This window comes from Pseudomonas sp. R5-89-07 (genome assembly GCF_003851685.1).
Taxonomy (GTDB): domain Bacteria; phylum Pseudomonadota; class Gammaproteobacteria; order Pseudomonadales; family Pseudomonadaceae; genus Aquipseudomonas.
The window spans coordinates 5,299,552-5,324,088 of the sequence record NZ_CP027727.1; the positions used below are offsets into that span (position 1 = coordinate 5,299,552).

Sequence of the window (24,537 nt, forward strand, 5' to 3'; positions counted from 1 at the left end):
ATGGCGGCGATTCACATCGGCATTTCCGGCTGGCGCTACACGCCCTGGCGGGGTGATTTCTACCCCGAAGGCTTGACCCAGAAACGCGAGTTGCAGTTTGCGTCACGCGCCGTCAACGCTATTGAAATCAACGGTTCGTTCTACGCGCTGCAAACGCCCAAGCGCTATGCCGAGTGGTATGGCGACACGCCTGAAGGGTTCATGTTCAGCGTCAAGGCCCCGCGCTATATCACGCATATCCTGCGCTTGCGGGATGTGCACAAGCCTATGGCGAACTTCTTCGCGTCCGGGGTATTGGAACTGAAGGACAAGCTCGGGCCGATCCTTTGGCAATTCCCGCCCAGCTTCAAGTTCGAACCGGATGTGTTCGAAGCCTTCCTCGCCGAACTGCCCACCACGACCCAGCAGGCCGCCGCCCTCGCCCATCAGCATGAGCCACGCCTGAATGGCAAGGCGAGCATGAAGGCTTATGGCAAGCAGCCCTTGCGCCATGCGGTGGAAATTCGCCATGCAAGTTTCGCTGTGCCAGAGTTTGTGCAGCTGTTGGATAAGTACGGCGTAGCCCTGGTGGTGGCGGACACCGCCGGCAAATGGCCGTATGCCGAAGACGTCACCGCCAACTTCATGTACCTGCGCTTGCATGGCGACAAGCAGTTGTACGCCAGCGGCTATACCGACGAAGCCCTCAAACGCTGGGGCGATCGCATCGAGCGTTGGCAGCACGGCAAACAGCCCGCAGATGCGCATTTGATCGATCCGAAACACAAACCGCGCGCCCGCAAAGAGCGCGACGTGTTCTGCTTTTTCGACAACGATATCAAGGTGCGCGCGCCTTACGATGCCCGCCAATTGCTGCAGCGCTTCGGGCTGGATAAAAACCTGCTGACCGAGCCCGGACGACTGCCCGAGCCGGGAGTGCTGCCATGACACAGCCGGAATTGATCCCCATCACACCCACCGCCGCCATCACCCGCTTTACCGTGCTGACGGTGAATATCCACAAGGGCTTCACCGCCTTGAACCGACGCTTCATCTTGCCCGAATTGCGCGAAGCGGTGCGCAGCGTCGGCGCCGACATGGTATTCCTCCAAGAGATCCACGGCACCCACGAACGCCACCCCCAACGCTACAGCGACTGGCCGAAGATGCCGCAGTACGAATTCCTCGCCGACAGCATCTGGCCGCAGTTCGCCTACGGGCGCAACGCGGTCTACCCCCACGGCGACCACGGCAACGCGTTGCTGTCCAAATTCCAGATTATCCGTTACGACAACCTCGACATTTCCCAAAGCGGCCATGAAAACCGTGGCCTGCTGCATTGCGTCCTGCGCCTGCCAGGCAGCGGGCAGGAAGTGCATGCGATCTGCATCCACCTGGGCTTGCGTGAGGTGCATCGCCAGCAGCAATTGCGCTTGCTGGAGCAGCGCATCAGCGAAATTCCGGCCGACGCGCCGTTGGTGGTGGCCGGCGATTTCAACGACTGGCGCCAGCGCGCCGACCTCAGCCAAAGCGGGCTCGAGGAGGTCTTCGTGCAAACCCTGGGCAAACCCGCGCGCACCTTCCCGGCGCGCCTGCCGCTGTTGCCGCTGGACCGCATTTACGTGCGCAACCTGACGGTGCATAACCCCCGCGTGCTGACCACGCGCCCCTGGTCCCATCTTTCCGACCATGTGCCGCTGTCGGTGGAGATTGAGCTATGAACGTTGCTGTAGAACATATCGCCACCGACCAGCCGCCGGATGATGCCAAGGCGCGGGATCTGGATTACGGCTGGCAGAGCGGCAACCGCATCGAGTTGCTGGAGAACGGCGAGGCCTACTTTCCCAAGGTGTTCGAGGCCATGCGCGCGGCACAGCGGGAGATCCTGCTGGAGACCTTTATCCTTTTCGAAGACAAGGTCGGCTTTGAGCTCAAAGGCATCCTGATCGAAGCGGCGCAGCGCGGCGTGAAGGTGGTGGCCAGCCTGGATGGCTTTGGTTGTGGCGAATTGAGTACGTCATTTTTGCGCGAGCTGGCCGAGGCCGGGGTGGCGGTGCAGATGTTCGACCCGGCCTCGAAAGTGCTGGGTATCCGCACCAACTGGTTCCGCCGCCTGCACCGCAAAATCGTGGTGGTGGACGCTGCGGTGGCCTTTATCGGCGGCATCAATTTTTCCGCCGACCACCTGGGCGATTTCGGCCCTGAGGCCAAGCAGGATTATGCGGTGCAGATCGTTGGGCCGGCGGTGGCCGACCTGCACCACTTCGCCCTGGCGCAAAGCGGTCGCCAGGTGCGCGCCCGGCGTGGCTGGCGGCGGCGCCCACAACGCCCGGGGCTATCGACGACGTCTAACGAAGACGGCTTGGTACGCCTGATTTATCGTGACAACGTGCAGCACCGCGATGACATCGAAGAAGCCTATATCGACGCCTTGAGCAAAGCCCGTACGCGGGCGGTGATTGCCAACGCGTATTTCTTCCCCGGTTATCGCCTGCTGCGCGAAATCCGCAACGCCGCGCGCCGTGGCGTGCACGTGCAGTTGATCATGCAAGGCCAGCCGGATGTGCTGCTGGCCAAGCTGGCGGCGCGCATGCTCTATGACTATTTGCTCAAGGATGGCGTGGTGATTCACGAGTATTGCCAGCGCCCGCTGCACGGCAAGGTCGCGTTGGTGGACGATGACTGGAGCACCGTGGGCTCCAGCAACCTGGACCCGTTGAGCCTGGCCCTGAACCTGGAAGCCAATGTGCTGATTCGAGATCGGGCCTTCAATCAGCAGTTGTACGAAAGCCTGGAAGCACTCGCCAGGGACCATTGCCAGACGATGCCGGAAAAGCGCAAGCCACGCCTGTGGTTGTGGCGGCTGACCGTAGGTTTCCTGGTGTTTCATGTGATGCGCCACTTCCCCGCGCTGACCGGCTGGTTGCCGGCACACAAGCCGCGTTTGAAACCTATCGAGAGTCCGGCCCATGACGTCTGAAAAACACGGCTCACGGTTCCAGCGCTGGAAGAAACCCCTGACCGTTGCGTTCTTCCTGTTGCTGATCGTGCTGTTCACCTTGCTCGCACGGCGCATCGACTGGAGCGAAGTGCTGCACACCTTGAGCGAATTCAAAGTGCGCACCTTGCTGATCGCCAGCGCGCTGACCCTGTGCAGCTTTATCGTCTATGCCTGCTTCGACCTGATCGGCCGCACCTACATTCGCCAGCCCTTGCGCTGGAAGCAGATCCTGCCGGTGGGCATCATCAGCTACGCGTTCAACCTCAACCTCAGCGCCTGGGTGGGCGGTATCGCGATGCGTTATCGGCTGTACTCGCGACTCGGGGTGAGCACTGGCAATATCGCCAAGATCCTCGGGCTGAGCCTGGCGACCAACTGGTTTGGCTACATGGCCTTGGCCGGGGCGGTGTTCAGCAGTGGGCTGGTGAGCATGCCGCCGGGTTGGAAGGTCAGCACCACGGCATTGCAAGGCATCGGCGCGCTGCTGGTACTGGCCAGCCTGGGTTACCTGGCCGCCTGCCGGTTTTCAAAAAAACGCGCATGGACGATTCGCGGCATGGAGATCAACCTGCCGTCGCTGCGCATGGCGTGTTTGCAATTGATGTTGGGCGCGTTGAACTGGTCGCTGATGGCGGCGGTGATTTTCACATTGTTGCCGGCGAAACTGGATTATCCGCTGGTGCTGGGGGTGCTGCTGATCAGCGCGATTGCCGGTGTGCTCACGCATATTCCAGCCGGGCTGGGCGTGTTGGAAGCGGTGTTCATCGGCCTGCTGCAGCATGAGGCGTCACGGGGGAGTTTGCTGGCTGGATTGATTGCCTATCGGGCGATCTACTTTATCTGCCCGCTGCTGATCGCGCTGGTGATGTACCTGGCGGTGGAGGCCAAGGCCAAGGCGCTACGGGTGAAGAAGACCGCCTGATACCTGGCGAGGGAGCTTGCTCCCGCTGGACTGCGCAGCAGTCCCATTGTTTGAGGCCGCTTAGCGACCCAACGGGAGCAAGCTCCCTCGCCACAGGTTACTTCTCGTTCCCGCTACTCCCAGGTACAGATGAATCATTGCGACTGAATGATGCTCAAGCGTTCACCCACCACCATCTCGGTAATCCAGCTCACCAGGATCGAGGTGTAGGCCTGCTGCGACACCGGATCGCTGAGCGAATGGTCGGCGCCGTCGATGATGCGATGGGTCAGGGAATGGGTGTGCTGGCATGCCGCGCGGTAACTCATGATGGTGGCGTGGGGCACATGGTCGTCGGTTTCCGATTCGACAATCAGCACGTCGCCGCTAAATTGCGCGCAGGCATGCAAGGCGCGGTTGGTCTCGGCATGAACCAGCGTGCTGCGGTAATCCATCAAGTCGACTTTATCCAGGTCACGCTTGGGCTTGAGCCATTCCTGATCGCGGTACAGCGCAGGCACGCGCAGCGCCAGCCAACGCACCGGGCGCAATGAGGTAAGGATTGCCGCCAGGTAGCCGCCATAGCTGGTGCCCACCACCGCCACCGCCGAAGTGTCGATCGCCGGGTGGGACAGCAGGCGGTCGTAAGCGGCCAACAGGTCGCGCAGGTTGTCTTCACGGGTGACCCGGGAGAGCGGAATGCCGGTGCCGGCATGGCCGCGCAGGTCGAAGGTCAAACACACGCAGCCGAGCCCCGCGATGCCTTTGGCGCGCTCCAGGTCGCGCTCCTGGCTACCGCCCCAGCCGTGCACGAACAACACCCCCGGCACTTTGGATTTGGGGCTCAGGAAGGTCCCGCTCATCTGTTCGTCGTCTATATCGATCGCGATGCTCTCGCTTCTAGCCGTCATAAGAATCAACCGTTACATATTTGAGAAGAAAGTCGCTGTTTTCAGCCGGGCCTCGGTACACCTCGATGGCATCCGCCGGCAGCGCCTGGTCCACGTAGCTTTCCACCGAGGCCACCTGGATCGCGCGCAGGCCGGGGTGGTTGACGAAGCTCTGCAGCGCCGCGACTTCCGCGCTGCTGGCCCCGCCCATGCGCCAGGACTGCTCAAGCACGCCACTGCGGCGTTGGCCGTCGCTGTCCAGGCCCTGAGCGATGTCGTAGTTGCGCCGCGAGGCGTAGAAGCCGGGGTAGGCTTCATCGGCGGCCCTGTCGAAAACCTGCGCTTGCCTGATGGCTTCACGTCTATCATCGGGCAAGTCCAGCGTGAGCAGGTCGCCATAGCCACCCTGCACCACCAGCAATCGGGAGCCGCCATACACCTCTTCACCCTGCCCGTCCCGGGTCAGGTATTGCTCGCCGCAGTAGCTGAGCACGTGATCGCCGATAAAGCTCTGGCCCACACTGTGAGTGACTACGTCGTGCAGGTCTTGTTCCAGTACGACGCCCTCGCTGAACATAACCGCCGCTTCGGGCCGCGCCAACAGCGCCTCGAATTCGTCGAGGCTGCGGATGACCTGCTGACCGCGCCCAGCGCTGGCGTGCAGGGGTTTCAGGCGAATCGGCCCGCTGTAGAGCAAGCGCGTGGCGGCAGGCCGCGCGTCTTCCAGCGCGAAAACACTCAAGCCGTCGAGGACGACGTCACGTACACGTTCACTGAACAACGATGACCAGCCCTCCGGCGCCTTGGCTTCAGGGCTTAACAGGCCATGACTGATGGCTTTGGTGCAGATGAAGGCGTGATCGACATAGCCCCCCCACAGGTCTTGCGGGCCTTTGATATTCAGCGCCCGAGCCTGGGCAGTGCCGACCACTGTTTGAGTGGGAAGCACATACAGATCGCGGCCGGCGTGTTTGTGCGGATCGTAGCTGCCGCCGAATTTGAGCCCCAATATTTGCGCTAGCCAGCGCGCCAGGGCGAGGTTGGTTTGAACTTCATGTTGGGGTGCGTCGTTTCGGATTGAGTGGGCGACCACCTGTTTTTTACGTGAAATCGGGGTCATGCGTCCCCCTTGGCATCCGGCCATGTATGTAGGGGGAAACTAGCAGGGATCAAGCCAAGCTCGCGTAGAAGAGGAGCGTTTTAAAATCAACCGGTTACCAGAAACGCAATAGCAATTAGCCTGCGCCATTTTGCACGACGCGGCTGTGGGCACTCGGCATTCTGCACGATTCATACACCGAAGCGGTTGCGGTAGTCACTGGGGGCCAGGCCGGTGATTTTCTTGAAGGTGGCGCGAAAGGCGCTGGGGTCCTGGTAGCCCACCGTCCAGGCGATGTGGTCGATGGTGCCGTTGGTGAACTCCAGCATTTGCCGCGCCTTGCCCACGCGCAGGTGCTGACAGTACTCGGTAGGTTTCAAACCGGTGGCGCTGCGAAAGCGGCGCAGGAAGGTACGTTCTTCCAGGCCCGCTTCCCGCGCCATGGCGGCAACACTGACATCCACCGCGCCGCTGGCTTGCAACCAATGCTGAACCTTGAGGATTGCAGCGTCGCCATGCCCGAGAATCGGCGCGAAGTTGCTGCCGCATTGGCTGGCGCTGTCGCTGTGCTCGATCACCAGAAAGCGCGCAGTATCGGCAGCGATGCTGGGCCCCAGCAGGCGGTCGACCAGGCGCAGGCCCAGCTCGGACCAGGCCATCAGCCCGGCGGTGGTAATCAGGTCGCCGTCATCGACGATGGGTTTATCGGCTTCCAGGCGCACGGCCGGATAGCGGATAGCGAAGCTCTCGGCGGACGACCAGTGGGCAGTGGCGCTACGCCCATCCAGCAAACCGCTGCGGGCAAGCATGATCGAACCGATACACACGCCGCCGAGCACAGTGCCTGCCGCGTGCTGCTGGCGCAGCCATTGGAGCAACGCCGGGGGCGTCTGTTCTTCGCTGAATTCGCCCACCGAGGGCGGCACCAGCACGGCAGCCATCGGGCCATCCGGGCCAGGCTGAGTATCGAACACGCGCACCGGCGTGCCCTGGGTATCGACCTGCCAATGGCTGACCCGCAACGTCGGCAACTGCGCGGATTGGTGCTCGGCGGCAATGCGATTGGCGACGCCGAACAAATCGGTCAAGCCATGCACGGCGGCTAATTGCGCGCCCTGGTAGATCAATATGCCCAGTTCAACCGCGGCCATTGTCAGTTTTCCCCCTGTTATTGTCGGTGCAGCCAATGTCCGGCGGCGGCGCCAGCTAAGATACTGGGCCCATCAACCCATCACGAGGCAATACACATGGCCAAGCAAGCACTCATCCTAATCGATATCCAGAACGACTACTTCCCTCAAGGCAAGTGGCCACTTGACGGTGTAGAGGCCGCAGCAGACAAGGCGGCGCAAGTGCTGCAGGCCTTCCGCCAGGCCGGGGATGCAGTGATTCATGTACGGCATGAATTTGCAGGCGATGACGCGCCGTTCTTCGCACCGGGCTCCGAAGGCGCGCATTTGCATGCCAAGGTGCTGAACCAGGGCGATGAGCCGGTGGTTCTAAAGCATTTCGTGAATTCATTCCGCCAAACCAACCTGCGCCAATTGCTGGAACAGCGCAGCATCACTGACGTGGTCGTGGTCGGCAGCATGAGCCATATGTGCATCGACGCCGTGGTGCGGGCAGCGGCGGACCTGGGCTACAAGGTCACCGTCCTTCACGACGCCTGCGCGACCCGTGACCAGGAATTCAATGGGCAAGTGATTCCCGCCGCGCAGGTGCACGGCGCGTACATGGCTTCGCTGGCTTTCGGGTATGCGGGCGTGGTATCGACCGATGAATTCCTGAAGGCCCAAGCGGCGGTAGCCTGACCACCGCCGGGTGCCGTTAGCGAGTGGCGATGATGAACAGGCGCGGGAACGGCAGCAGGACCGTGCCATTGGCCAAGGCTGGATAAGCCTGGGTGATTCGTGCCTGGTACTCCTGCAGGAAAGCAGCTTGTTCGCCCTCGTTCAAAGGCGCCAGGAACGGCCGCAGCGCTGAAGCCTTGAACCACTCCACCACCGCCGCGTGGTCCGCCAACGGGTGTTGGTAAGTGGTGCGCCATACGTCGACAGTGCTGCAATGCTGGCTCAGCAGCTCGTAGTAATAGCTCGCTGAATGCCGTTCGTTATGTTTGACCGCGCCGATCTTCGCCGCCCATGGCCCCTCGGCCGCGACCTCGCGGGCCAGCCGGTGGGCGGGTTCGTCGAGATTGTCCGGGGTTTGCACCGCCAGCGTTCCGCCGGGGTTCAACTGTTTAACCAGGTGCGGATAGAGCGTGGCGTGTTCCGGTAGCCATTGCAGGGACGCGTTGGCCAGGATTACGTCAAACCGTTGCGTCGGGTTCCAGGCGCCGATATCCGCCAGTTCGAAGCTCAGGGCCGGCAGGCGCTTGCGGGCGTCACGCAGCATGTCATCGGAACTGTCCATGCCGGTGATGTGCGCATCTGGAAAGCGCTCAGCCAACACCTGGGTGGAATTGCCGGGGCCGCAGCCCAGGTCGACTGCCGTGCCCACCTCGGTATTGGGAATCGCCGCCACCAGGTCGCGGACGGGGCGAGTGCGCTGCTGCTCGAACATCGTGTACTGCGTGGCAGACCAGGTCATCACGGTTCTCCTTCTCTTAGCGGTAAAGCATGCCCCATAAAAAACCCCCGAAGCCAGGGGCTATCGGGGGTTTTGTGGGTTCCGGGTTTCAGGCCTCAGAACGGGATATCGTCATCAAAGCTGTCGAAATCCGGAGCCGGCTGCGGAGCGGCCTGTTGTGGCGCTGGACGCGACTCACGCTGAGGCTGCTGGCTTGGCTGCGGACGCGATTGCTGAGGACGCGGTGCCGAGTTGGACATGCCGCCCTGGCCCTGTTGGTCGCCCTGTGGACGGCCGCCCAGCAGTTGCATGGTGCCCTGCATGTCGACCACGATTTCAGTGGTGTAACGCTTGATGCCGTCTTTTTCCCACTCGCGGGTCTGCAGTTTGCCTTCGATGTACACCTGCGAACCTTTGCGCAGGTACTCACCGGCGATCTCAGCTACTTTGCCGAACATCGACACGCGGTGCCATTCGGTTTTCTCGACCTTCTGGCCAGTCTGCTTGTCGGTCCACTGTTCGCTGGTCGCCAGACTCAGGTTGGTCACGGCGTTACCGTTGGGCAAGTAGCGAACTTCGGGATCCTGGCCGCATGTACCGACCAATATGACTTTGTTAACCCCACGGGCCATAACGTTCTCCTAGGCTGGGCGCGCTGTCGGCACTGGGTTGACCAGTTGCTCGAGCGTCGCGCGATCCAATAATTCGGTGTCCAATTTGATGTAGATCGCAGCTTCTTCCGCGACCACTACTGCGTCCGTTACTCCAACGACGGCCTTGAGGCGCTCGACCAGGCCAGCCTCGCGCATCGCTTCAGGCGATAACGGCAGGCGCAGGCTCGTCACATACGGAGGTTCGCGCATGGTAACAGCAAAGACCAGCCAAAGTGCAGCCAGCCCGGCGCATCCGAGGAACACAACCGACAAACCGCCATGCTGGAACATCCAGCCGCCCATGATCCCACCCAGCGCCGAACCGAGGAACTGGCTGGTGGAATAAACACCCATCGCCGTGCCCTTGCCGCCCGCTGGTGAAACCTTGCTGATCAGCGAAGGCAATGACGCCTCCAACAGGTTGAACGCGGTGAAGAACACCACCGTACCGATCACCAGCGCCCGCAGGCTGTCGCCGAACTCCCAGAAGAATAGTTCAGTGAGCATCAATGTCGCGACGGCGCCGAGCAAAACTCGTTTCATTTTGCGTTTCTTCTCGCCGTATATGATGAACGGGATCATGGCGAAGAACGAAATCAGCAGCGCGGTGAGGTAGACCCACCAGTGCTGCTCCTTGGGCAACCCGGCTTTTTCCACCAGGGCCAGGGGCAAGGCGACGAAGCTGCACATCAGCATCGCGTGCAACACGAAGATACCTAAATCCAGGCGCAGCAGGTCCGGGTGCTTGAGCGTCGGCAACAGCGCCTGGCGCGCGACGCCGGATTCACGGTGCTGCAACGTGCCGGTAGAGCGCGGCACCATAAAGGCCACGATCACGATGCCGAACAACGCCATGCCGCCGGTGGCCAGAAACAACCCATGCAGGCCGAAGGCGCGCGTCAGCAGCGGGCCGACCACCATGGCCACGGCAAACGACAGACCGATGGTCATGCCGATCATGGCCATGGCCTTGGTACGGTGTTGTTCGCGGGTGAGGTCCGACAGCAGCGCCATCACCGCCGCGGAAATCGCCCCGGCGCCTTGCAGGACACGTCCGGCGATGACGCCCCAGATCGAATCGGACTGCGCCGCCAGCACACTGCCGAGGGCGAACACGATCAGCCCCAGGTAGATCACCGGGCGCCGGCCAATACGGTCGGAAATGATGCCGAACGGAATCTGAAAGATCGCCTGGGTCAGGCCATAGGCGCCAATCGCCAAGCCGATCAATGCGGGGGTTGCGCCTGCGAGATCCATTCCATAGGTCGCCAGCACCGGCAGCACCATAAACATGCCCAGCATACGGAAGGCGAACACCAGGGCCAGACCGCTTGCCGCTCGGGTCTCGCCGCTACTCATGCGTTCGCTGTGGGGATCGTGCATGGAAAAACCTCGTGTGAACCGGCGGCGATTCTACCAGTCCCATCGATTGAGAGGGTATATGCGGCGCTTTGCCGCGCAGCTTTCATGTAAGGCTGCACGCGGCCTTTTGACAGTGTATATTCATCCAGTCTTTAGCCGTATACTCCGGCATTATTTACGCCCGCCGTGCGAGGCCATCTTGGACAAGATCCTGATTCGTGGGGCTAGAACCCACAACCTGAAGAATATCGACCTGACCCTGCCCCGGGACAAACTGATCGTCATCACCGGCCTGTCCGGCTCGGGCAAATCGTCCCTGGCGTTCGACACGCTGTACGCCGAAGGCCAGCGGCGCTATGTGGAATCGCTGTCGGCCTATGCCCGGCAGTTCCTGTCGATGATGGAAAAGCCCGACGTCGACACCATCGAAGGTTTGTCGCCGGCGATTTCCATCGAACAGAAATCGACGTCCCACAACCCGCGCTCCACCGTGGGCACCATTACCGAAATCTACGACTATCTGCGCCTGTTGTATGCACGGGTGGGTATTCCCCGCTGCCCGGACCACGATATTCCGTTGGAAGCCCAGACCGTCAGCCAGATGGTCGACCTGGTGCTGGCCCAACCGGAAGGTGCCAAGCTGATGCTGCTGGCGCCCGTTATCCGCGAGCGCAAGGGTGAGCACCTGTCGGTCTTCGAAGAGCTGCGGGCGCAAGGTTTCGTGCGTGCGCGCATCAACGGCAAGCTCTATGAACTGGATGAAGCGCCGAAGCTCGACAAACAGAAGAAGCATTCCATCGATGTGGTGGTTGACCGTTTCAAGGTGCGTGCCGATCTGCAGCAGCGCCTGGCGGAATCGTTCGAGACCGCGTTGAAGCTGGCAGACGGTATCGCCCTGGTAGCGCCGATGGACGATGAGCCGGGCGAAGAGATCATCTTCTCCGCGCGCTTTGCCTGCCCGATCTGCGGCCACGCCATCAGTGAGCTGGAGCCCAAGCTGTTTTCGTTCAACAACCCGGCCGGCGCCTGTCCGACCTGCGACGGCCTGGGCGTCAAGCAGTTCTTCGACATCAAGCGCCTGGTCAATGGCGACCTGACCTTGGCCGAGGGTGCGATACGTGGCTGGGACAGGCGCAACGTCTACTACTTCCAGATGCTGGGGTCGTTGGCGTCCCACTACAAGTTCAGCCTGGAGGTGCCGTTCAATCAACTGCCGGCAGACCAGCAGAAGGTCATCCTCAACGGCAGTGGTTCGCAGAATGTCGACTTCAAATACCTGAACGACCGGGGCGATATTGTTAAACGCTCCCACCCGTTCGAAGGCATCGTGCCGAACCTGGAGCGTCGTTATCGCGAGACCGAGTCGGCGAGCGTACGCGAAGAACTGGCGAAATTCCTCAGCACTCAACCCTGCCCGGATTGCCGCGGCACTCGCCTACGCCGTGAAGCGCGGCATGTATGGGTGGGTGAGAAGACCTTGCCGGCGGTGACCAACCTGCCAATCGGCGATGCCTGTGAGTACTTTGGTGTGCTCAAGCTGACCGGTCGTCGTGGGGAAATTGCCGACAAGATCCTCAAGGAAATTCGCGAGCGACTGCAGTTTTTGGTGAACGTGGGCCTGGACTACCTGTCGCTGGATCGCAGTGCCGATACCTTGTCGGGTGGCGAGGCCCAGCGCATTCGGCTGGCCAGCCAGATCGGCGCGGGGCTGGTGGGCGTGTTGTACATCCTCGACGAGCCATCGATCGGCTTGCACCAACGTGACAATGATCGCCTGCTGGGTACGTTGAAACACCTGCGGGATATCGGCAACACGGTGATTGTGGTCGAGCACGACGAGGACGCTATTCGGCTGGCGGATTACGTCGTCGATATCGGCCCGGGGGCTGGAGTACACGGTGGGCATATCGTCGCCGAAGGTACGCCTGCCGAGGTAATGGCCCACCCGGACTCCCTGACCGGCAAATACCTGTCCGGCCGCGTAAAAATTGAAGTGCCGGCCAAACGCACCCCACGCAACAAGAAGATGGCCTTGCACCTCAAGGGTGCCCGTGGCAACAACTTGCGCAATGTGGATCTGGAAATTCCCCTGGGCTTGCTGACCTGTGTGACCGGTGTTTCCGGCTCGGGCAAGTCAACGCTGATCAACAACACGCTGTTCCCGCTAAGCGCCACCGCCCTGAACGGCGCCACCACACTGGAAGCAGCGGCCCACGACAGCATCAAGGGCCTGGAACACCTGGACAAGGTGGTCGATATCGACCAGAGCCCGATTGGGCGTACGCCGCGTTCCAACCCAGCGACTTACACCGGGCTGTTCACGCCTATTCGCGAGTTGTTCGCTGGCGTTCCGGAATCCCGCTCACGGGGCTATGGGCCGGGCCGGTTCTCGTTCAACGTCAAGGGTGGTCGCTGCGAAGCCTGCCAGGGCGATGGCTTGATCAAGGTGGAGATGCACTTCCTGCCGGATATCTACGTGCCGTGCGATGTGTGCAAGAGCAAGCGCTACAACCGCGAAACCCTTGAGATCAAATACAAGGGCAAGAGCATCCACGAAACCCTGGAGATGACCATCGAGGAAGCGCGGGTGTTCTTCGACGCGGTTCCGGCGCTGGCGCGCAAACTGCAGACGCTGATGGACGTTGGTCTGTCCTATATCAAGCTGGGGCAGTCGGCGACTACGCTGTCGGGTGGTGAGGCGCAGCGGGTGAAGCTGTCCCGCGAGCTGTCCAAGCGCGATACAGGCAAAACCCTGTATATCCTTGATGAGCCAACCACCGGCCTGCACTTTGCCGATATCCAGCAACTGCTGGACGTGCTGCACCGCTTGCGTGACCACGGCAATACCGTGGTGGTGATCGAGCACAACCTGGACGTCATCAAGACCGCCGACTGGCTGGTGGACCTTGGGCCGGAAGGCGGCTCCAAGGGCGGCCAGATCATTGCAGTCGGTACGCCGGAGCAGGTCTCGGAAATGCCGCAATCGCATACTGGCTACTATTTGAAGCCACTGCTGGAGCGCGACCGGGCCTGATTTATCGGGCCCAATAAAAAGCCCCTGTCACCTCATCGGTGGCAGGGGCTTTTTCATAGCCGGAATCAGAACTGCGATTGCAGATAATTTTCCAGGCCAATCAGCTTGATCAGACCCAACTGCTTTTCCAGCCAGTAGGTGTGGTCTTCTTCGGTGTCATTCAACTGCACCCGCAGGATCTCACGGGTGACATAGTCGTTGTGCTGCTCACAGAGTTCAATGCCCTTGCAGAGTGCGGCTCGGACTTTGTATTCCAGGCGAAGGTCAGCAGCAAGCATATCCGGCACCGTGGCACCCACGTCCAGGTCGTCGGGGCGCATGCGCGGCGTGCCTTCGAGCATGAGGATACGGCGCATCAGCGCATCAGCGTGCTGTGCTTCTTCTTCCATCTCGTGATTGATACGTTCGTAGAGCTCGGTAAAGCCCCAGTCTTCGTACATGCGCGAATGGATGAAATATTGGTCACGAGCTGCCAGTTCGCCCGTCAGCAACGTGTTTAGGTAATCGATTACGTCGGGGTGACCTTGCATCGCCCTACATCTCCCTGCTTTAAAGTCTGTAGTTTGAACCATGATGACTTCAAGGTCACGGGATCAACGGCAGAAAAGCGAAGATTTGCGGAGAAAAGTAGCTGAAATAACGCAAAAACCGCCCAAATGAGGGCGGTTCTGCTTATCGTTTAGAGTCAGTTAAGCGATACACCCAGTGCCTTTGCGATTGCTTCTCCATAAGCAGGATCCGCTTTGTAGAAATGCTGCAACTGGCGCTGGACTACATCACTGGAAACACCGCCCATCGCACCGGCAATGTTGCTGGTAAGCAGCGCTTTCTGTTCGTCGTTCATCAAGCGAAAAAGCGCGCCGGCGTGGCTGTAGTAGTCAGTGTCTTCGCGATGATCGTAACGATCTGCCGCGCCGCTCAAGGCCAATGCAGGTTCTGCGTACTGTGGCGCCTGTTTTGGCGCGTCGGCGTAGCTGTTCGGTTCGTAGTTTGGCGCTGCGCCACCGTTGCTGCCGAATGCCATGGAACCGTCACGCTGGTAGCTATTGACCGGGTTACGTGGGGCATTCACCGGCAGTTGTTGGTGGTTGGTGCCGACACGGTAGCGATGAGCATCCGCGTAGGCGAAGACACGACCTTGCAACATACGGTCTGGCGACAGACCTACACCTGGAACCATGTTGCTTGGGCCAAACGCGGCCTGCTCCACTTCAGCGAAATAGTTCTGCGGGTTGCGGTTAAGCTCCAGTTCACCCACTTCGATCAGGGGGAACTCTTTTTGCGACCAGGTCTTGGTCACGTCAAACGGGTTTTCGTAATGGGTGTTCGCCTGGGCCTCGGTCATGATCTGGATGCAGACGCGCCATTTCGGGAAATCACCACGCTCGATTGCACCGAACAAATCACGCTGAGCATAGTCCGGGTCGGTACCCGCCAGGCGCGCGGCTTCAGCCGGTGCCAGGTTCTTGATGCCTTGCTTGGTCTTGTAGTGCCACTTCACCCAGTGACGCTCGCCTTTGGCGTTGATCAGGCTGTAGGTGTGACTGCCGAAGCCGTGCATGTGGCGGTAGCCGTCAGGTATGCCACGATCCGAAAACAGGATGGTGACCTGGTGCAGCGCCTCTGGGGAGTGTGACCAGAAGTCCCACATCATCTGCGCGCTTTTCAGATTGCTTTGCGGCAAGCGTTTTTGGGTGTGGATGAAATCCGGGAATTTCAGTGGGTCGCGGATGAAGAACACAGGCGTGTTGTTACCGACGATGTCCCAATTGCCTTCCTCGGTGTAGAACTTCAAGGCGAAACCACGTGGGTCGCGCTCAGTGTCAGCCGAACCGCGCTCGCCGCCTACGGTGGAGAACCGCAGGAAAGTCGGCGTTTGCTTACCCACTGATTCGAACAGCTTAGCGCTAGTGTATTGAGTAATGTCTTGGGTAACGGTGAACGTACCGTAAGCGCCCGAACCCTTGGCGTGCACACGGCGCTCCGGAATATTCTCACGGTTGAAGTGCGCAAGCTTCTCGATCAGGTGAAAATCGTCGAGCAGCAGCGGACCACGAGGCCCGGCGGAACGGGAATTTTGATTATCCGCAACGGGAGCACCGCTGGCGGTGGTAAGGATTTTATTCTGGCTCATGCGCAATCTTCCTCAGGTCGGACTTGGAACTGCCGGCTAATCGGCTTGGAGGGAGTATTGACCAACACCATGACGCCTACAAATTTATTAAATTGTAGACATCAATAGAAAATTACTACCAGCCACGCCGACGCCCATAATGCCCACAGCCACACAGGGAAACTTGTACGTATCGCGCTTTTATTGCGCGCACAAAAAACCGGGCGCTAGGCCCGGTTCTTCGTTACAGACTGTCGTCTTACTCGGCGCTTACAGCTTCGCCGGCAGTAGCACGATCAACCAACTCGACGTACGCCATAGGCGCGTTGTCGCCAGCGCGGAAGCCGCACTTGAGGATGCGCAGGTAGCCACCCTCACGGGTAGCGTAACGCTTACCCAGGTCGTTGAAGAGCTTACCAACGATAGCTTTCGAACGAGTACGGTCGAAAGCCAGACGGCGGTTAGCCAGGCTGTCTGTCTTGGCCAAAGTGATCAGCGGCTCAGCAACGCGACGCAGTTCTTTAGCTTTCGGCAGTGTAGTTTTGATCAGCTCGTGCTCGAACAGCGACACCGCCATGTTTTGAAACATGGCCTTGCGGTGCGAGCTGGTACGGCTCAGGTGACGACCACTTTTACGATGACGCATGGTTCATTCCTTACCAAACTCACGTTCGGTGATTACGACGATCAGGCAGTCGCCTTGTCGTCCTTCTTAAGACTTGCAGGCGGCCAGTTGTCGAGGCGCATGCCGAGGGACAGACCGCGGGAGGCCAGAACGTCCTTGATTTCAGTCAAGGATTTCTTGCCCAGGTTCGGAGTCTTCAACAGTTCTACTTCGGTACGCTGAATCAGGTCGCCGATGTAGTAAATGTTTTCCGCCTTAAGGCAGTTAGCCGAACGTACAGTCAGTTCCAGATCGTCAACCGGGCGAAGCAGGATCGGATCGATCTCGTCTTCCTGCTCGATTACCACTGGTTCGCTGTCACCCTTGAGGTCGACGAACGCAGCCAACTGCTGTTGCAGAATGGTTGCAGCGCGGCGAATAGCCTCTTCAGGATCCAGAGTACCGTTGGTTTCCAGATCAATAACCAGCTTATCCAGGTTAGTACGCTGCTCGACACGGGCGTTTTCCACCACGTATGCGATACGGCGAACCGGGCTGAACGAAGAGTCAAGCTGCAAGCGACCAATGCTGCGGCTTTCGTCTTCATCGCTCTGACGCGAGTCGGCCGGTTCATAACCACGACCACGAGCTACGGTGAGCTTCATGTTCAGGGCGCCGTTAGACGCCAGGTTAGCGATTACGTGATCGGGGTTAACGATCTCGACATCATGATCCAGCTGAATATCGGCAGCGGTAACCACCCCCGAACCCTTCTTCGACAAGGTCAGCGTAACTTCGTCACGGCCGTGCAGCTTGATAGCCAGACCTTTAAGGTTCAACAGGATTTCAATTACGTCTTCCTGTACACCTTCGATGGCGCTGTACTCGTGGAGCACACCGTCAATCTCGGCCTCGACTACTGCACAGCCGGGCATTGAGGACAACAGGATGCGGCGCAGCGCGTTGCCCAGGGTGTGGCCAAAACCACGCTCGAGAGGCTCGAGAGTAATTTTGGCGCGGGTTGGACTGACAACCTGCACATCAATGTGGCGGGGTGTCAGGAACTCATTTACCGAAATCTGCATGGATGCACCTATTTTCTAGCCCTTACTTGGAGTAGAGCTCGACAATCAGGCTTTCGTTGATGTCGGCGGACAGATCACTGCGAGCAGGAACGTTCTTGAAAACGCCCGACTTCTTCTCAGTGTCTACTTCTACCCATTCTACGCGGCCACGTTGGGCACACAGATCGAGAGCTTGGACAATGCGAAGTTGGTTTTTTGCTTTCTCGCGAACTGCGACCACGTCACCAGCACGAACCTGGTAGGACGGAACGTTTACGGTTTGACCGTTAACGCTGATCGACTTGTGCGATACCAGCTGACGGGATTCGGCACGAGTCGAACCAAAGCCCATACGGTATACAACGTTGTCCAGACGGCATTCGAGCAGTTGCAGCAGGTTTTCACCGGTTGCACCTTTCTTGCCAGCAGCTTCTTTGTAGTAGCCGCTGAACTGACGCTCGAGAACGCCGTAGATACGACGGACCTTCTGCTTTTCACGCAGTTGGGTGCCGTAATCGGACTGGCGACCGCGGCGTTGGCCGTGGATACCAGGTGCCGCTTCAATGTTGCACTTCGATTCGATCGCGCGCACGCCGCTCTTCAAGAAGAGATCGGTGCCTTCGCGACGAGCGAGTTTGCATTTTGGACCAATGTAACGAGCCATTCTTTACAATCTCCTGGATTACACGCGGCGCTTCTTCGGCGGACGGCACCCGTTGTGCGGGATTGGCGTCACGTCGGTGATGCTGGCGATCTTATAGCCACAGCCGTTCAAAGCACGGACAGCAGACTCACGACCTGGACCTGGACCTTTGACGTTAACGTCGAGGTTTTTCAGGCCGTATTCCAGCGCAGCTTGACCAGCACGTTCAGCAGCTACTTGAGCAGCGAACGGGGTGGACTTGCGGGAACCGCGGAAACCCGAACCACCGGAGGTAGCCCAAGAAAGCGCGTTACCTTGACGGTCGGTGATGGTCACGATTGTGTTGTTAAAAGATGCATGGATGTGGGCGATGCCATCAACCACTGTCTTTTTAACTTTTTTACGAGGACGAGCAGCAGGTTTTGCCATGATAATTTTCCTGTCGATTCGCGTGGGCGATTACTTGCGGATCGGCTTACGCGGACCTTTACGGGTACGCGCGTTAGTCTTGGTACGCTGACCGCGCACTGGAAGACCACGACGATGACGCAGACCACGGTAGCAACCGAGGTCCATCAAACGCTTGATTTTCATGTTGATTTCGCGACGCAGGTCACCTTCAGTGGTGAACTTCGCCACTTCGCCACGCAACAGCTCAATCTGCTCGTCGCTCAGATCCTTGATCTTTGCGGCTGGGTTTACCCCAGTATCTGCGCAAATTTTCTGCGCAGTAGTGCGACCAACACCATAGATGTAGGTCAGCGAGATAACAGTGTGCTTGTTATCTGGAATGTTAACGCCTGCAATACGGGCCATTCAGTGGGACTCCAATTGACAGCTACCTACGCCCCGGAAGCCAAGAAATAGGGCGCGAGATAATATCGCTGTAATAACAAATAATCAACCCGGCAGCGCACTAGCTGCCGGGCTTCAAGCGGATCACACTCAGCCTTGGCGCTGTTTGTGACGCGGTTCCGCGCTGCAAATTACTCGAACAACACCTTCGCGGCGAATAATCTTGCAGTTACGGCACAGCTTTTTCACCGATGCACGAACTTTCATCACCAACTCCTCGAACCTTATGGGGTACTCAGCGCAACATGCCGCTGCCGTAGCCCTTCAGGTTGGCTTTCTTCATCAGGGATTCGTACTGGTGCGAAACGAGGTGCGATTGTACTTGGGACATGAAGTCCATCACAACCACGACCACGATCAGCAACGAGGTCCCGCCAAGGTAGAACGGAACGTTTGCTGCAACCACCAGGAACTGGGGAAGCAGGCACACGGCCGTCATATATAGAGCACCGAACAGGGTCAAACGAGTCAGAACGCCATCAATGTAGCGCGCAGACTGCTCACCTGGACGAATACCCGGAATAAAGGCACCGGACTTCTTCAGGTTTTCCGCTACGTCTTTCGGATTGAACATCAACGCCGTATAGAAGAAGCAGAAGAAAATAATCCCTGCACTAAACAGCAGAATATTCAACGGCTGACCAGGAGCGATCGACTGAGAGAGGTCCTGCAGCCAGCCCATATTTTCAGACTGACCAAACCAGGTACCCAACGAAGCCGGAAACAGCAAGATGCTGCTCGCGAAAATTGCCGGAATGACGCCGGCCATATTCACTTTCAGCGGCAAGTGGCTGGTCTGCGCAGCAAAGACCTTACGGCCCTGCTGACGCTTGGCGTAGTGAACAGCAATACGACGCTGGCCACGCTCAATGAACACCACAAAACCGATAATCGCTACTGCCAGCAAACCGATGGCAACCAGGGCGAAGATATTGATATCACCCTGACGCGCAGACTCGAAAGACTGCCCGATTGCTCTCGGAAGACCGGCGACGATACCTGCGAAAATCAACATCGAGATACCGTTACCAACACCACGCTCAGTAATCTGCTCACCCAGCCACATCATGAACATCGCACCAGCCACAAAAGTGGATACCGCGACGAAATGGAAGCCAAAGTCACCAGTGAACGCAACGCCCTGCCCGGCCAGGCCAACGGACATGCCGATAGCTTGAACCAGGGCGAGGACGACAGTGCCGTAGCGGGTGTACTGGCTAATCTTGCGACGGCCAGCTTCACCTTCCTTCTTCAACTGCTCCAGCTGCGGGCTGACGGCGGTCATCAGTTGCATGATGATCGATGCCGAAATGTACGGCATGATCCCCAGTGCAAAGATGCTCATCCGCTCCAGCGCGCCGCCGGAAAACATGTTGAACAAGCTAAGAATGGTCCCCTCATTCTGTCGAAACAGGTCTGCGAGTCGGTCCGGGTTGATACCTGGAACCGGGATGTGTGCGCCTATTCGGTAGACGATAATCGCCAGGAACAGAAAACGCAGACGAGCCCAAAGTTCAGACATACCGCCTTTGCCGAGCGCTGAGAGAGCACCTTGCTTAGCCATTTATTCCTCGAACTTGCCGCCAGCTGCTTCGATAGCCGAACGCGCACCTTTGGTGGCGCCGATTCCCTTGCCGATAGTGACAGCGCGAGTCACTTCACCGGACAGCATGATTTTCACACGCTGTACGTTGACGTTGATCACGTTGGCATCTTTCAGGGTCTGCACAGTAACGATGTCGCCTTCCACTTTAGCCAGCTCGGACAGACGCACTTCTGCGCGGTCCATGGCTTTCAGGGATACGAAACCGAACTTAGGCAGGCGACGATGCAGCGGCTGTTGACCGCCTTCAAAGCCTGGAGCGATGGTGCCACCGGAGCGGGAGGTTTGACCTTTGTGGCCACGGCCACCAGTCTTACCCAAACCGCTACCGATACCACGGCCCGGACGATGCTTTTCGCGACGGGAACCCGGCGCTGGACTCAGATCATTGAGTTTCATCGATTAACCCTCTACACGCAGCATGTAGTAAGCCTTGTTGATCATCCCGCGATTCTCGGGAGTATCCTGGACTTCTACAGTGTGACCGATGCGACGCAGACCCAGACCTTTAACGCACAATTTGTGGTTAGGGATGCGGCCGGTCATGCTTTTGATCAGCGTTACTTTAACGGTAGCCATGATCAGAAGATCTCCTTGACAGTCAAGCCGCGCTTGGCAGCAATGGACTCAGGAGATTGCATGGCTTTCAGACCCTTGAAAGTGGCGTGAACCACGTTTACCGGGTTAGTCGAGCCGTAGCACTTGGCCAGAACGTTCTGAACGCCAGCAACTTCGAGGACAGCACGCATAGCGCCGCCAGCGATGATACCGGTACCTTCAGAAGCAGGCTGCATGTACACCTTCGAAGCGCCATGGGCGGACTTCATTGCGTACTGCAGAGTGGTGCCGTTCAGATCAACTTGGATCATGTTGCGACGAGCAGCTTCCATTGCCTTCTGGATCGCGGCAGGCACTTCACGTGACTTGCCACGGCCGAAGCCAACGCGCCCTTTACCATCACCAACCACGGTCAACGCGGTAAAAGTGAAGATACGGCCGCCCTTAACGGTTTTGGCTACGCGGTTAACTTGAACCAGCTTCTCAATGTAGCCTTCGTCGCGCTTTTGGTCGTTATTTGACATAACTTAGAACTCCAGCCCAGCTTCACGAGCAGCATCAGCCAGCGCTTTAACGCGGCCGTGGTACTTGAAGCCAGAGCGGTCGAAAGCCACTTGCGAGACGCCCACGGCCTTAGCACGTGTAGCGACCAGCTGGCCAACCTTTGTGGCCGCGTCGATGTTGCCGGTGGCACCATCACGCAGTTCTTTATCCAAAGTCGAGGCGCTTGCCAGGACCTTGTTGCCGTCGGCCGAGATGACCTGGGCGTAGATGTGCTGCGACGAGCGGTACACGCAGAGACGCACGACTTCGAGTTCGTGCATTTTCAGGCGTGCTTTGCGAGCGCGACGCAGTCGAGTAACTTTTTTGTCGGTCATTTGCTATGCCCTACTTCTTCTTGGCTTCTTTACGACGGACGACTTCGTCCGCGTAGCGCACACCTTTGCCTTTGTACGGCTCTGGTGGACGGAAGTCGCGGATCTCAGCGGCCACCTGACCTACCAGCTGCTTATCGATGCCCTTGATCAGGATATCGGTTTGGCTAGGGGTCTCAGCGGTGATGCCTTCCGGCAGTTCGTAATCCACTGGGTGCGAGAAGCCAAGGGCAAGGTTCAGAACCGTGCCTTTTGCTTGCGCTTTGTAACCAACACCGACCAGCTGGAGCTTACGCTCGAAGCCTTGGCTTACGCCTTGGACCATGTTGTTTACCAACGCACGCGTGGTACCGGCCATTGCGCGAGTTTGTTGATCGCCATTGCGAGCAGCGAAACGCAGCTCACCAGCTTCTTCAACGATCTCAACGGACGAATGGATGTTCAGTTCAAGAGTGCCCTTGGCACCCTTCACCGAAAGCTGTTGGCCTGCGAATTTGACTTCGACACCGGCTGGCAGCTTAACGGGGTTCTTAGCGACGCGAGACATGCTTATCCCCCCTTAGAACACAGTGCAAAGAACTTCGCCGCCGACACCGGCAGCGCGCGCAGCACGATCCGTCATCACACCTTTGTTGGTGGAGACGATAGACACGCCCAGACCGCCACGAACTTTCGGCAGATCTTCAGCGGACTTGTACTGACGCAGGCCTGGACGGCTAACGCGCTTCACTTCCTCGATGACCGAACGGCCTTCGAAGTACTTCAGCTCGATGGACAGCAGTGGCTTGATTTCGCTGCTGATCTGATAACCCGCAATGTAGCCTTCGTCTTTCAGGACTTTGGCAACAGCTACCTTCAACTTGGAAGATGGCATGCTTACGACGGACTTTTCAGCCATCTGGGCATTACGGATACGAGTTAGCATGTCCGCTAACGGGTCCTGCATACTCATGGGCTAGACGCTCCTAATACACAAAAAATTAGCCTTGCGGCTACATATGTCGCCGAGAATCTCCGAGCATAAAAAACACGGGCTCAGGCGAGCCGCGTATTTTAGACACACTGCGGAAATGAAACAAGCCCCAAAAGGGGCTTGTTCCAGATTCAAGGTCACCGGCGGTCAGTATCTTGCGATCCCAACCGCCTTGACGCTGAAAGTACTTACCAGCTGGCTTTAACCAGACCTGGTACGTCACCACGCATTGCCGCTTCACGCAGTTTGTTACGGCCGAGGCCGAACTTGCGGTAAACGCCGTGTGGACGACCGGTCAGGCGGCAGCGGTTACGCATGCGCGAGGCGCTTGCGTCACGTGGCTGCTTCTGCAGAGCAACTGTAGCTTCCCAGCGCGCTTCTGGACTTGCGTTCAGATCAACGATGATTGCTTTCAGTGCTGCACGCTTCTTGGCGTACTTGGCAACCGTGAGCTGACGCTTCAGCTCGCGGTTTTTCATGCTCATCTTGGCCATGGTCCTACTCCAATCAGTTGCGGAACGGGAATTTGAAAGCACGCAACAGGGCGCGACCTTCATCATCGTTCTTGGCAGTGGTGGTCAGGGTGATGTCCAGACCGCGGAGAGCATCGATCTTGTCGTAGTCGATTTCCGGGAAGATGATCTGCTCTTTCACGCCCATGCTGTAGTTACCACGACCATCGAAGGACTTGGCATTCAGGCCGCGGAAGTCGCGAACCCGAGGCAGGGAGATCGACAGCAGACGATCCAGGAACTCGTACATACGCTCACGGCGCAGGGTCACTTTGACGCCGATCGGCCAACCTTCGCGGACTTTAAAGCCAGCGATGGATTTCCGAGCGTAGGTCACAACGACTTTCTGGCCGGTGATCTTTTCCAGGTCAGCAACAGCGTGCTCGATGACTTTTTTGTCACCGACCGCTTCGCCCAAACCCATGTTCAGGGTGATTTTGGTAACGCGTGGAACTTCCATCACGTTCGAAAGCTTAAGTTCTTCCTTAAGTTTCGGTGCGATTTCTTTCCAGTAAATCTCTTTTAGTCGTGCCATGGTCTTCTACCTAGCAGTGTTCAAGCATCAACCGCTTTTTGGGTCGACTTGAAGACACGAATTTTCTTGCCATCTTCTACTTTGAAACCAACGCGGTCAGCCTTGTTGGTTTCGCCGTTGAAAATGGCGACGTTAGAAGCGTCCAGCGGAGCTTCTTTTTCGACGATACCGCCCTGCACGCCCGACATCGGGTTAGGCTTGGTATGACGCTTGACCAGGTTCAGACCGCCGATAACCAGACGGTTATTAGCGAGAACCTTAAGCACCTTACCGCGCTTACCTTTGTCTTTGCCGGCGATCACGATGATCTCGTCGTCACGACGAATCTTTTGCATGTCGGATCTCCTTACAGCACTTCTGGGGCGAGCGAGACGATCTTCATGAACTTCTCAGTACGAAGTTCACGGGTCACTGGCCCAAAGATACGGGTGCCGATAGGCTCTTGCTTGTTGTTCAGAAGAACAGCAGCGTTGCCATCAAAGCGGATAATGGAGCCATCAGCACGACGTACGCCGTGACGAGTGCGGACTACAACAGCAGTCATCACTTGGCCTTTTTTCACTTTACCGCGAGGAATTGCTTCCTTGACGGTAACCTTGATGATGTCACCGATACCAGCGTAACGACGATGGGAGCCACCCAGCACCTTGATGCACATAACGCGGCGAGCGCCGCTGTTATCGGCCACATCGAGCATGGATTGAGTCTGAATCAT

31 protein-coding genes are annotated in these 24,537 nt (G+C 58.4%); 6 read left to right on the forward strand and 25 right to left on the reverse strand.

All coding sequences use genetic code 11. From position 1 onward, the window contains the following. The 4 genes from C4J94_RS24230 to C4J94_RS24245 are packed head-to-tail and all read left to right on the forward strand — an operon-like array spanning window position 1 to window position 3,902. Complete coding sequence (locus C4J94_RS24230; RefSeq protein WP_124388397.1) at window positions 1-927, forward strand: DUF72 domain-containing protein; 927 nt, start codon at window positions 1-3, stop codon at window positions 925-927. Further along, entirely contained in the window at window positions 924-1,700 is a 777-nt protein-coding gene (locus tag C4J94_RS24235) for an endonuclease/exonuclease/phosphatase family protein (RefSeq protein WP_124388398.1), read from the forward strand. The genes C4J94_RS24230 and C4J94_RS24235 overlap by 4 nt, the downstream gene beginning before the upstream one ends. Continuing rightward, window positions 1,697-2,959: a cardiolipin synthase ClsB gene (clsB, locus tag C4J94_RS24240; RefSeq protein WP_124388399.1), complete on the forward strand. Its 1,263-nt coding sequence runs from the start codon at window positions 1,697-1,699 to the stop codon at window positions 2,957-2,959. Before C4J94_RS24235 ends, clsB begins: the two co-directional genes overlap by 4 nt. Beyond that, window positions 2,949-3,902, forward strand: a complete 954-nt coding sequence (locus tag C4J94_RS24245) for a lysylphosphatidylglycerol synthase domain-containing protein (RefSeq protein ID WP_124388400.1) — start codon at window positions 2,949-2,951, stop codon at window positions 3,900-3,902. Before clsB ends, C4J94_RS24245 begins: the two co-directional genes overlap by 11 nt. A gap of 134 nt (window positions 3,903-4,036) precedes the next feature. Here the strand turns inward: C4J94_RS24245 and C4J94_RS24250 are convergent, their stop codons facing one another. From C4J94_RS24250 to C4J94_RS24260, 3 genes are all read right to left on the reverse strand, one after another. Next, window positions 4,037-4,792 carry a S9 family peptidase gene (locus C4J94_RS24250; protein WP_124388401.1) on the reverse strand — a complete coding sequence of 252 codons (756 nt, stop codon included), beginning with the start codon at window positions 4,790-4,792 and terminating at the stop codon, window positions 4,037-4,039. Then, complete coding sequence (locus tag C4J94_RS24255; RefSeq protein WP_124388402.1) at window positions 4,782-5,891, reverse strand: DUF3182 family protein; 1,110 nt, start codon at window positions 5,889-5,891, stop codon at window positions 4,782-4,784. The genes C4J94_RS24250 and C4J94_RS24255 overlap by 11 nt, the downstream gene beginning before the upstream one ends. A gap of 170 nt (window positions 5,892-6,061) precedes the next feature. Further along, the gene (locus C4J94_RS24260) at window positions 6,062-7,021 is read right to left on the reverse strand and encodes a GlxA family transcriptional regulator (protein ID WP_124388403.1); all 960 of its coding nucleotides are present in this window, start codon (window positions 7,019-7,021) and stop codon (window positions 6,062-6,064) included. A gap of 96 nt (window positions 7,022-7,117) precedes the next feature. On the opposite strand from C4J94_RS24260, the gene C4J94_RS24265 reads away from it, so the two are divergent. After that, window positions 7,118-7,681, forward strand: coding sequence for a cysteine hydrolase family protein (locus C4J94_RS24265; protein ID WP_124388404.1), 564 nt, complete (start codon window positions 7,118-7,120; stop codon window positions 7,679-7,681). Between the two features lie 16 nt (window positions 7,682-7,697). Here the strand turns inward: C4J94_RS24265 and tam are convergent, their stop codons facing one another. From tam to C4J94_RS24280, 3 genes are all read right to left on the reverse strand, one after another. Then, window positions 7,698-8,459 (reverse strand): trans-aconitate 2-methyltransferase, encoded by a 762-nt coding sequence (gene tam, locus C4J94_RS24270; RefSeq protein WP_124388405.1) that lies wholly within the window; start codon window positions 8,457-8,459, stop codon window positions 7,698-7,700. Between the two features lie 95 nt (window positions 8,460-8,554). Further along, window positions 8,555-9,070, reverse strand: a complete 516-nt coding sequence (locus tag C4J94_RS24275) for a single-stranded DNA-binding protein (RefSeq protein WP_003232445.1) — start codon at window positions 9,068-9,070, stop codon at window positions 8,555-8,557. Between the two features lie 9 nt (window positions 9,071-9,079). Beyond that, window positions 9,080-10,474, reverse strand: coding sequence for an MFS transporter (locus tag C4J94_RS24280; RefSeq protein ID WP_124388406.1), 1,395 nt, complete (start codon window positions 10,472-10,474; stop codon window positions 9,080-9,082). 178 nt (window positions 10,475-10,652) lie between these two features. On the opposite strand from C4J94_RS24280, the gene uvrA reads away from it, so the two are divergent. Further along, entirely contained in the window at window positions 10,653-13,487 is a 2,835-nt protein-coding gene (uvrA, locus tag C4J94_RS24285) for an excinuclease ABC subunit UvrA (protein ID WP_124388407.1), read from the forward strand. A 65-nt stretch (window positions 13,488-13,552) separates the two neighbouring features. Here uvrA and bfr read toward each other — a convergent pair whose 3' ends face one another. The 19 genes from bfr to rplN all read right to left on the reverse strand — a co-directional run bounded on the left by bfr (window position 13,553) and on the right by rplN (window position 24,537). Then, window positions 13,553-14,017: a bacterioferritin gene (gene bfr / locus C4J94_RS24290; RefSeq protein ID WP_122576597.1), complete on the reverse strand. Its 465-nt coding sequence runs from the start codon at window positions 14,015-14,017 to the stop codon at window positions 13,553-13,555. 155 nt (window positions 14,018-14,172) lie between these two features. Beyond that, window positions 14,173-15,621 (reverse strand): catalase, encoded by a 1,449-nt coding sequence (locus C4J94_RS24295; RefSeq protein WP_124388408.1) that lies wholly within the window; start codon window positions 15,619-15,621, stop codon window positions 14,173-14,175. A gap of 238 nt (window positions 15,622-15,859) precedes the next feature. Continuing rightward, entirely contained in the window at window positions 15,860-16,246 is a 387-nt protein-coding gene (gene rplQ / locus C4J94_RS24300) for a 50S ribosomal protein L17 (protein ID WP_003176402.1), read from the reverse strand. A gap of 41 nt (window positions 16,247-16,287) precedes the next feature. Next, window positions 16,288-17,289, reverse strand: a complete 1,002-nt coding sequence (gene rpoA / locus C4J94_RS24305; RefSeq protein WP_003176403.1) for a DNA-directed RNA polymerase subunit alpha — start codon at window positions 17,287-17,289, stop codon at window positions 16,288-16,290. 22 nt (window positions 17,290-17,311) lie between these two features. After that, the gene (gene rpsD, locus C4J94_RS24310; RefSeq protein WP_003176404.1) at window positions 17,312-17,932 is read right to left on the reverse strand and encodes a 30S ribosomal protein S4; all 621 of its coding nucleotides are present in this window, start codon (window positions 17,930-17,932) and stop codon (window positions 17,312-17,314) included. Between the two features lie 18 nt (window positions 17,933-17,950). After that, the gene (gene rpsK / locus C4J94_RS24315) at window positions 17,951-18,340 is read right to left on the reverse strand and encodes a 30S ribosomal protein S11 (RefSeq protein WP_002555466.1); all 390 of its coding nucleotides are present in this window, start codon (window positions 18,338-18,340) and stop codon (window positions 17,951-17,953) included. A gap of 30 nt (window positions 18,341-18,370) precedes the next feature. Further along, a complete protein-coding gene (gene rpsM / locus C4J94_RS24320; RefSeq protein ID WP_003210063.1) occupies window positions 18,371-18,727 on the reverse strand; it encodes a 30S ribosomal protein S13 in 357 nt (118 codons plus the stop codon). Window positions 18,728-18,856: 129 nt separating this feature from the next. Then, entirely contained in the window at window positions 18,857-18,973 is a 117-nt protein-coding gene (gene rpmJ / locus C4J94_RS24325; RefSeq protein ID WP_002555468.1) for a 50S ribosomal protein L36, read from the reverse strand. Window positions 18,974-19,001: 28 nt separating this feature from the next. Further along, a complete protein-coding gene (gene secY, locus C4J94_RS24330; protein WP_003194637.1) occupies window positions 19,002-20,330 on the reverse strand; it encodes a preprotein translocase subunit SecY in 1,329 nt (442 codons plus the stop codon). Beyond that, complete coding sequence (gene rplO, locus C4J94_RS24335; RefSeq protein WP_003176407.1) at window positions 20,331-20,768, reverse strand: 50S ribosomal protein L15; 438 nt, start codon at window positions 20,766-20,768, stop codon at window positions 20,331-20,333. It abuts the gene before it with no gap. 3 nt (window positions 20,769-20,771) lie between these two features. Further along, window positions 20,772-20,948: a 50S ribosomal protein L30 gene (gene rpmD / locus C4J94_RS24340; RefSeq protein ID WP_003176408.1), complete on the reverse strand. Its 177-nt coding sequence runs from the start codon at window positions 20,946-20,948 to the stop codon at window positions 20,772-20,774. 2 nt (window positions 20,949-20,950) lie between these two features. After that, a complete protein-coding gene (rpsE, locus tag C4J94_RS24345; RefSeq protein ID WP_003176409.1) occupies window positions 20,951-21,451 on the reverse strand; it encodes a 30S ribosomal protein S5 in 501 nt (166 codons plus the stop codon). A gap of 3 nt (window positions 21,452-21,454) precedes the next feature. Further along, window positions 21,455-21,805, reverse strand: a complete 351-nt coding sequence (rplR, locus tag C4J94_RS24350) for a 50S ribosomal protein L18 (protein ID WP_017135964.1) — start codon at window positions 21,803-21,805, stop codon at window positions 21,455-21,457. A gap of 10 nt (window positions 21,806-21,815) precedes the next feature. Beyond that, a complete protein-coding gene (rplF, locus tag C4J94_RS24355) occupies window positions 21,816-22,349 on the reverse strand; it encodes a 50S ribosomal protein L6 (protein ID WP_003176412.1) in 534 nt (177 codons plus the stop codon). 12 nt (window positions 22,350-22,361) lie between these two features. Then, entirely contained in the window at window positions 22,362-22,754 is a 393-nt protein-coding gene (gene rpsH, locus C4J94_RS24360) for a 30S ribosomal protein S8 (protein ID WP_003176413.1), read from the reverse strand. 209 nt (window positions 22,755-22,963) lie between these two features. After that, complete coding sequence (gene rpsN, locus C4J94_RS24365; protein WP_003176414.1) at window positions 22,964-23,269, reverse strand: 30S ribosomal protein S14; 306 nt, start codon at window positions 23,267-23,269, stop codon at window positions 22,964-22,966. A 13-nt stretch (window positions 23,270-23,282) separates the two neighbouring features. Beyond that, window positions 23,283-23,822 carry a 50S ribosomal protein L5 gene (gene rplE, locus C4J94_RS24370; protein ID WP_003176415.1) on the reverse strand — a complete coding sequence of 180 codons (540 nt, stop codon included), beginning with the start codon at window positions 23,820-23,822 and terminating at the stop codon, window positions 23,283-23,285. Between the two features lie 20 nt (window positions 23,823-23,842). After that, entirely contained in the window at window positions 23,843-24,157 is a 315-nt protein-coding gene (rplX, locus tag C4J94_RS24375; protein ID WP_003176416.1) for a 50S ribosomal protein L24, read from the reverse strand. Between the two features lie 11 nt (window positions 24,158-24,168). Next, a complete protein-coding gene (gene rplN, locus C4J94_RS24380; RefSeq protein ID WP_002555479.1) occupies window positions 24,169-24,537 on the reverse strand; it encodes a 50S ribosomal protein L14 in 369 nt (122 codons plus the stop codon).

Excerpts from the sequence above, each read along its gene's own strand:
- rplQ (WP_003176402.1), bottom strand. The coding sequence starts at position 16,246 with ATGCGTCATCGTAAAAGTGGTCGTCACCTGAGCCGTACCAGCTCGCAC.
- rpoA (WP_003176403.1), bottom strand. The coding sequence starts at position 17,289 with ATGCAGATTTCGGTAAATGAGTTCCTGACACCCCGCCACATTGATGTG.
- rplF (WP_003176412.1), bottom strand. The coding sequence starts at position 22,349 with ATGTCTCGCGTCGCTAAGAACCCCGTTAAGCTGCCAGCCGGTGTCGAA.
- C4J94_RS24245 (WP_124388400.1), top strand. The coding sequence starts at position 2,949 with ATGACGTCTGAAAAACACGGCTCACGGTTCCAGCGCTGGAAGAAACCC.
- C4J94_RS24255 (WP_124388402.1), bottom strand. The coding sequence starts at position 5,891 with ATGACCCCGATTTCACGTAAAAAACAGGTGGTCGCCCACTCAATCCGA.
- rpsD (WP_003176404.1), bottom strand. The coding sequence starts at position 17,932 with ATGGCTCGTTACATTGGTCCAAAATGCAAACTCGCTCGTCGCGAAGGC.
- rplE (WP_003176415.1), bottom strand. The coding sequence starts at position 23,822 with ATGGCACGACTAAAAGAGATTTACTGGAAAGAAATCGCACCGAAACTT.
- C4J94_RS24295 (WP_124388408.1), bottom strand. The coding sequence starts at position 15,621 with ATGAGCCAGAATAAAATCCTTACCACCGCCAGCGGTGCTCCCGTTGCG.
- C4J94_RS24230 (WP_124388397.1), top strand. The coding sequence starts at position 1 with ATGGCGGCGATTCACATCGGCATTTCCGGCTGGCGCTACACGCCCTGG.
- rpsK (WP_002555466.1), bottom strand. The coding sequence starts at position 18,340 with ATGGCAAAACCTGCTGCTCGTCCTCGTAAAAAAGTTAAAAAGACAGTG.
- C4J94_RS24275 (WP_003232445.1), bottom strand. The coding sequence starts at position 9,070 with ATGGCCCGTGGGGTTAACAAAGTCATATTGGTCGGTACATGCGGCCAG.
- rpmD (WP_003176408.1), bottom strand. The coding sequence starts at position 20,948 with ATGGCTACCGTTAAAGTAACGCTGATCAAAAGCATGACCGGCCGCATC.
- C4J94_RS24280 (WP_124388406.1), bottom strand. The coding sequence starts at position 10,474 with ATGCACGATCCCCACAGCGAACGCATGAGTAGCGGCGAGACCCGAGCG.
- C4J94_RS24260 (WP_124388403.1), bottom strand. The coding sequence starts at position 7,021 with ATGGCCGCGGTTGAACTGGGCATATTGATCTACCAGGGCGCGCAATTA.
- rpsH (WP_003176413.1), bottom strand. The coding sequence starts at position 22,754 with ATGAGTATGCAGGACCCGTTAGCGGACATGCTAACTCGTATCCGTAAT.
- tam (WP_124388405.1), bottom strand. The coding sequence starts at position 8,459 with ATGACCTGGTCTGCCACGCAGTACACGATGTTCGAGCAGCAGCGCACT.
- clsB (WP_124388399.1), top strand. The coding sequence starts at position 1,697 with ATGAACGTTGCTGTAGAACATATCGCCACCGACCAGCCGCCGGATGAT.
- rpsE (WP_003176409.1), bottom strand. The coding sequence starts at position 21,451 with ATGTCAAATAACGACCAAAAGCGCGACGAAGGCTACATTGAGAAGCTG.
- rplR (WP_017135964.1), bottom strand. The coding sequence starts at position 21,805 with ATGACCGACAAAAAAGTTACTCGACTGCGTCGCGCTCGCAAAGCACGC.
- bfr (WP_122576597.1), bottom strand. The coding sequence starts at position 14,017 with ATGCAAGGTCACCCCGACGTAATCGATTACCTAAACACGTTGCTGACG.
- secY (WP_003194637.1), bottom strand. The coding sequence starts at position 20,330 with ATGGCTAAGCAAGGTGCTCTCTCAGCGCTCGGCAAAGGCGGTATGTCT.
- rpsN (WP_003176414.1), bottom strand. The coding sequence starts at position 23,269 with ATGGCCAAGATGAGCATGAAAAACCGCGAGCTGAAGCGTCAGCTCACG.
- rpsM (WP_003210063.1), bottom strand. The coding sequence starts at position 18,727 with ATGGCCCGTATTGCAGGCGTTAACATTCCAGATAACAAGCACACTGTT.
- rplN (WP_002555479.1), bottom strand. The coding sequence starts at position 24,537 with ATGATTCAGACTCAATCCATGCTCGATGTGGCCGATAACAGCGGCGCT.
- rpmJ (WP_002555468.1), bottom strand. The coding sequence starts at position 18,973 with ATGAAAGTTCGTGCATCGGTGAAAAAGCTGTGCCGTAACTGCAAGATT.
- C4J94_RS24265 (WP_124388404.1), top strand. The coding sequence starts at position 7,118 with ATGGCCAAGCAAGCACTCATCCTAATCGATATCCAGAACGACTACTTC.
- rplX (WP_003176416.1), bottom strand. The coding sequence starts at position 24,157 with ATGCAAAAGATTCGTCGTGACGACGAGATCATCGTGATCGCCGGCAAA.
- C4J94_RS24250 (WP_124388401.1), bottom strand. The coding sequence starts at position 4,792 with ATGACGGCTAGAAGCGAGAGCATCGCGATCGATATAGACGACGAACAG.
- rplO (WP_003176407.1), bottom strand. The coding sequence starts at position 20,768 with ATGAAACTCAATGATCTGAGTCCAGCGCCGGGTTCCCGTCGCGAAAAG.
- C4J94_RS24235 (WP_124388398.1), top strand. The coding sequence starts at position 924 with ATGACACAGCCGGAATTGATCCCCATCACACCCACCGCCGCCATCACC.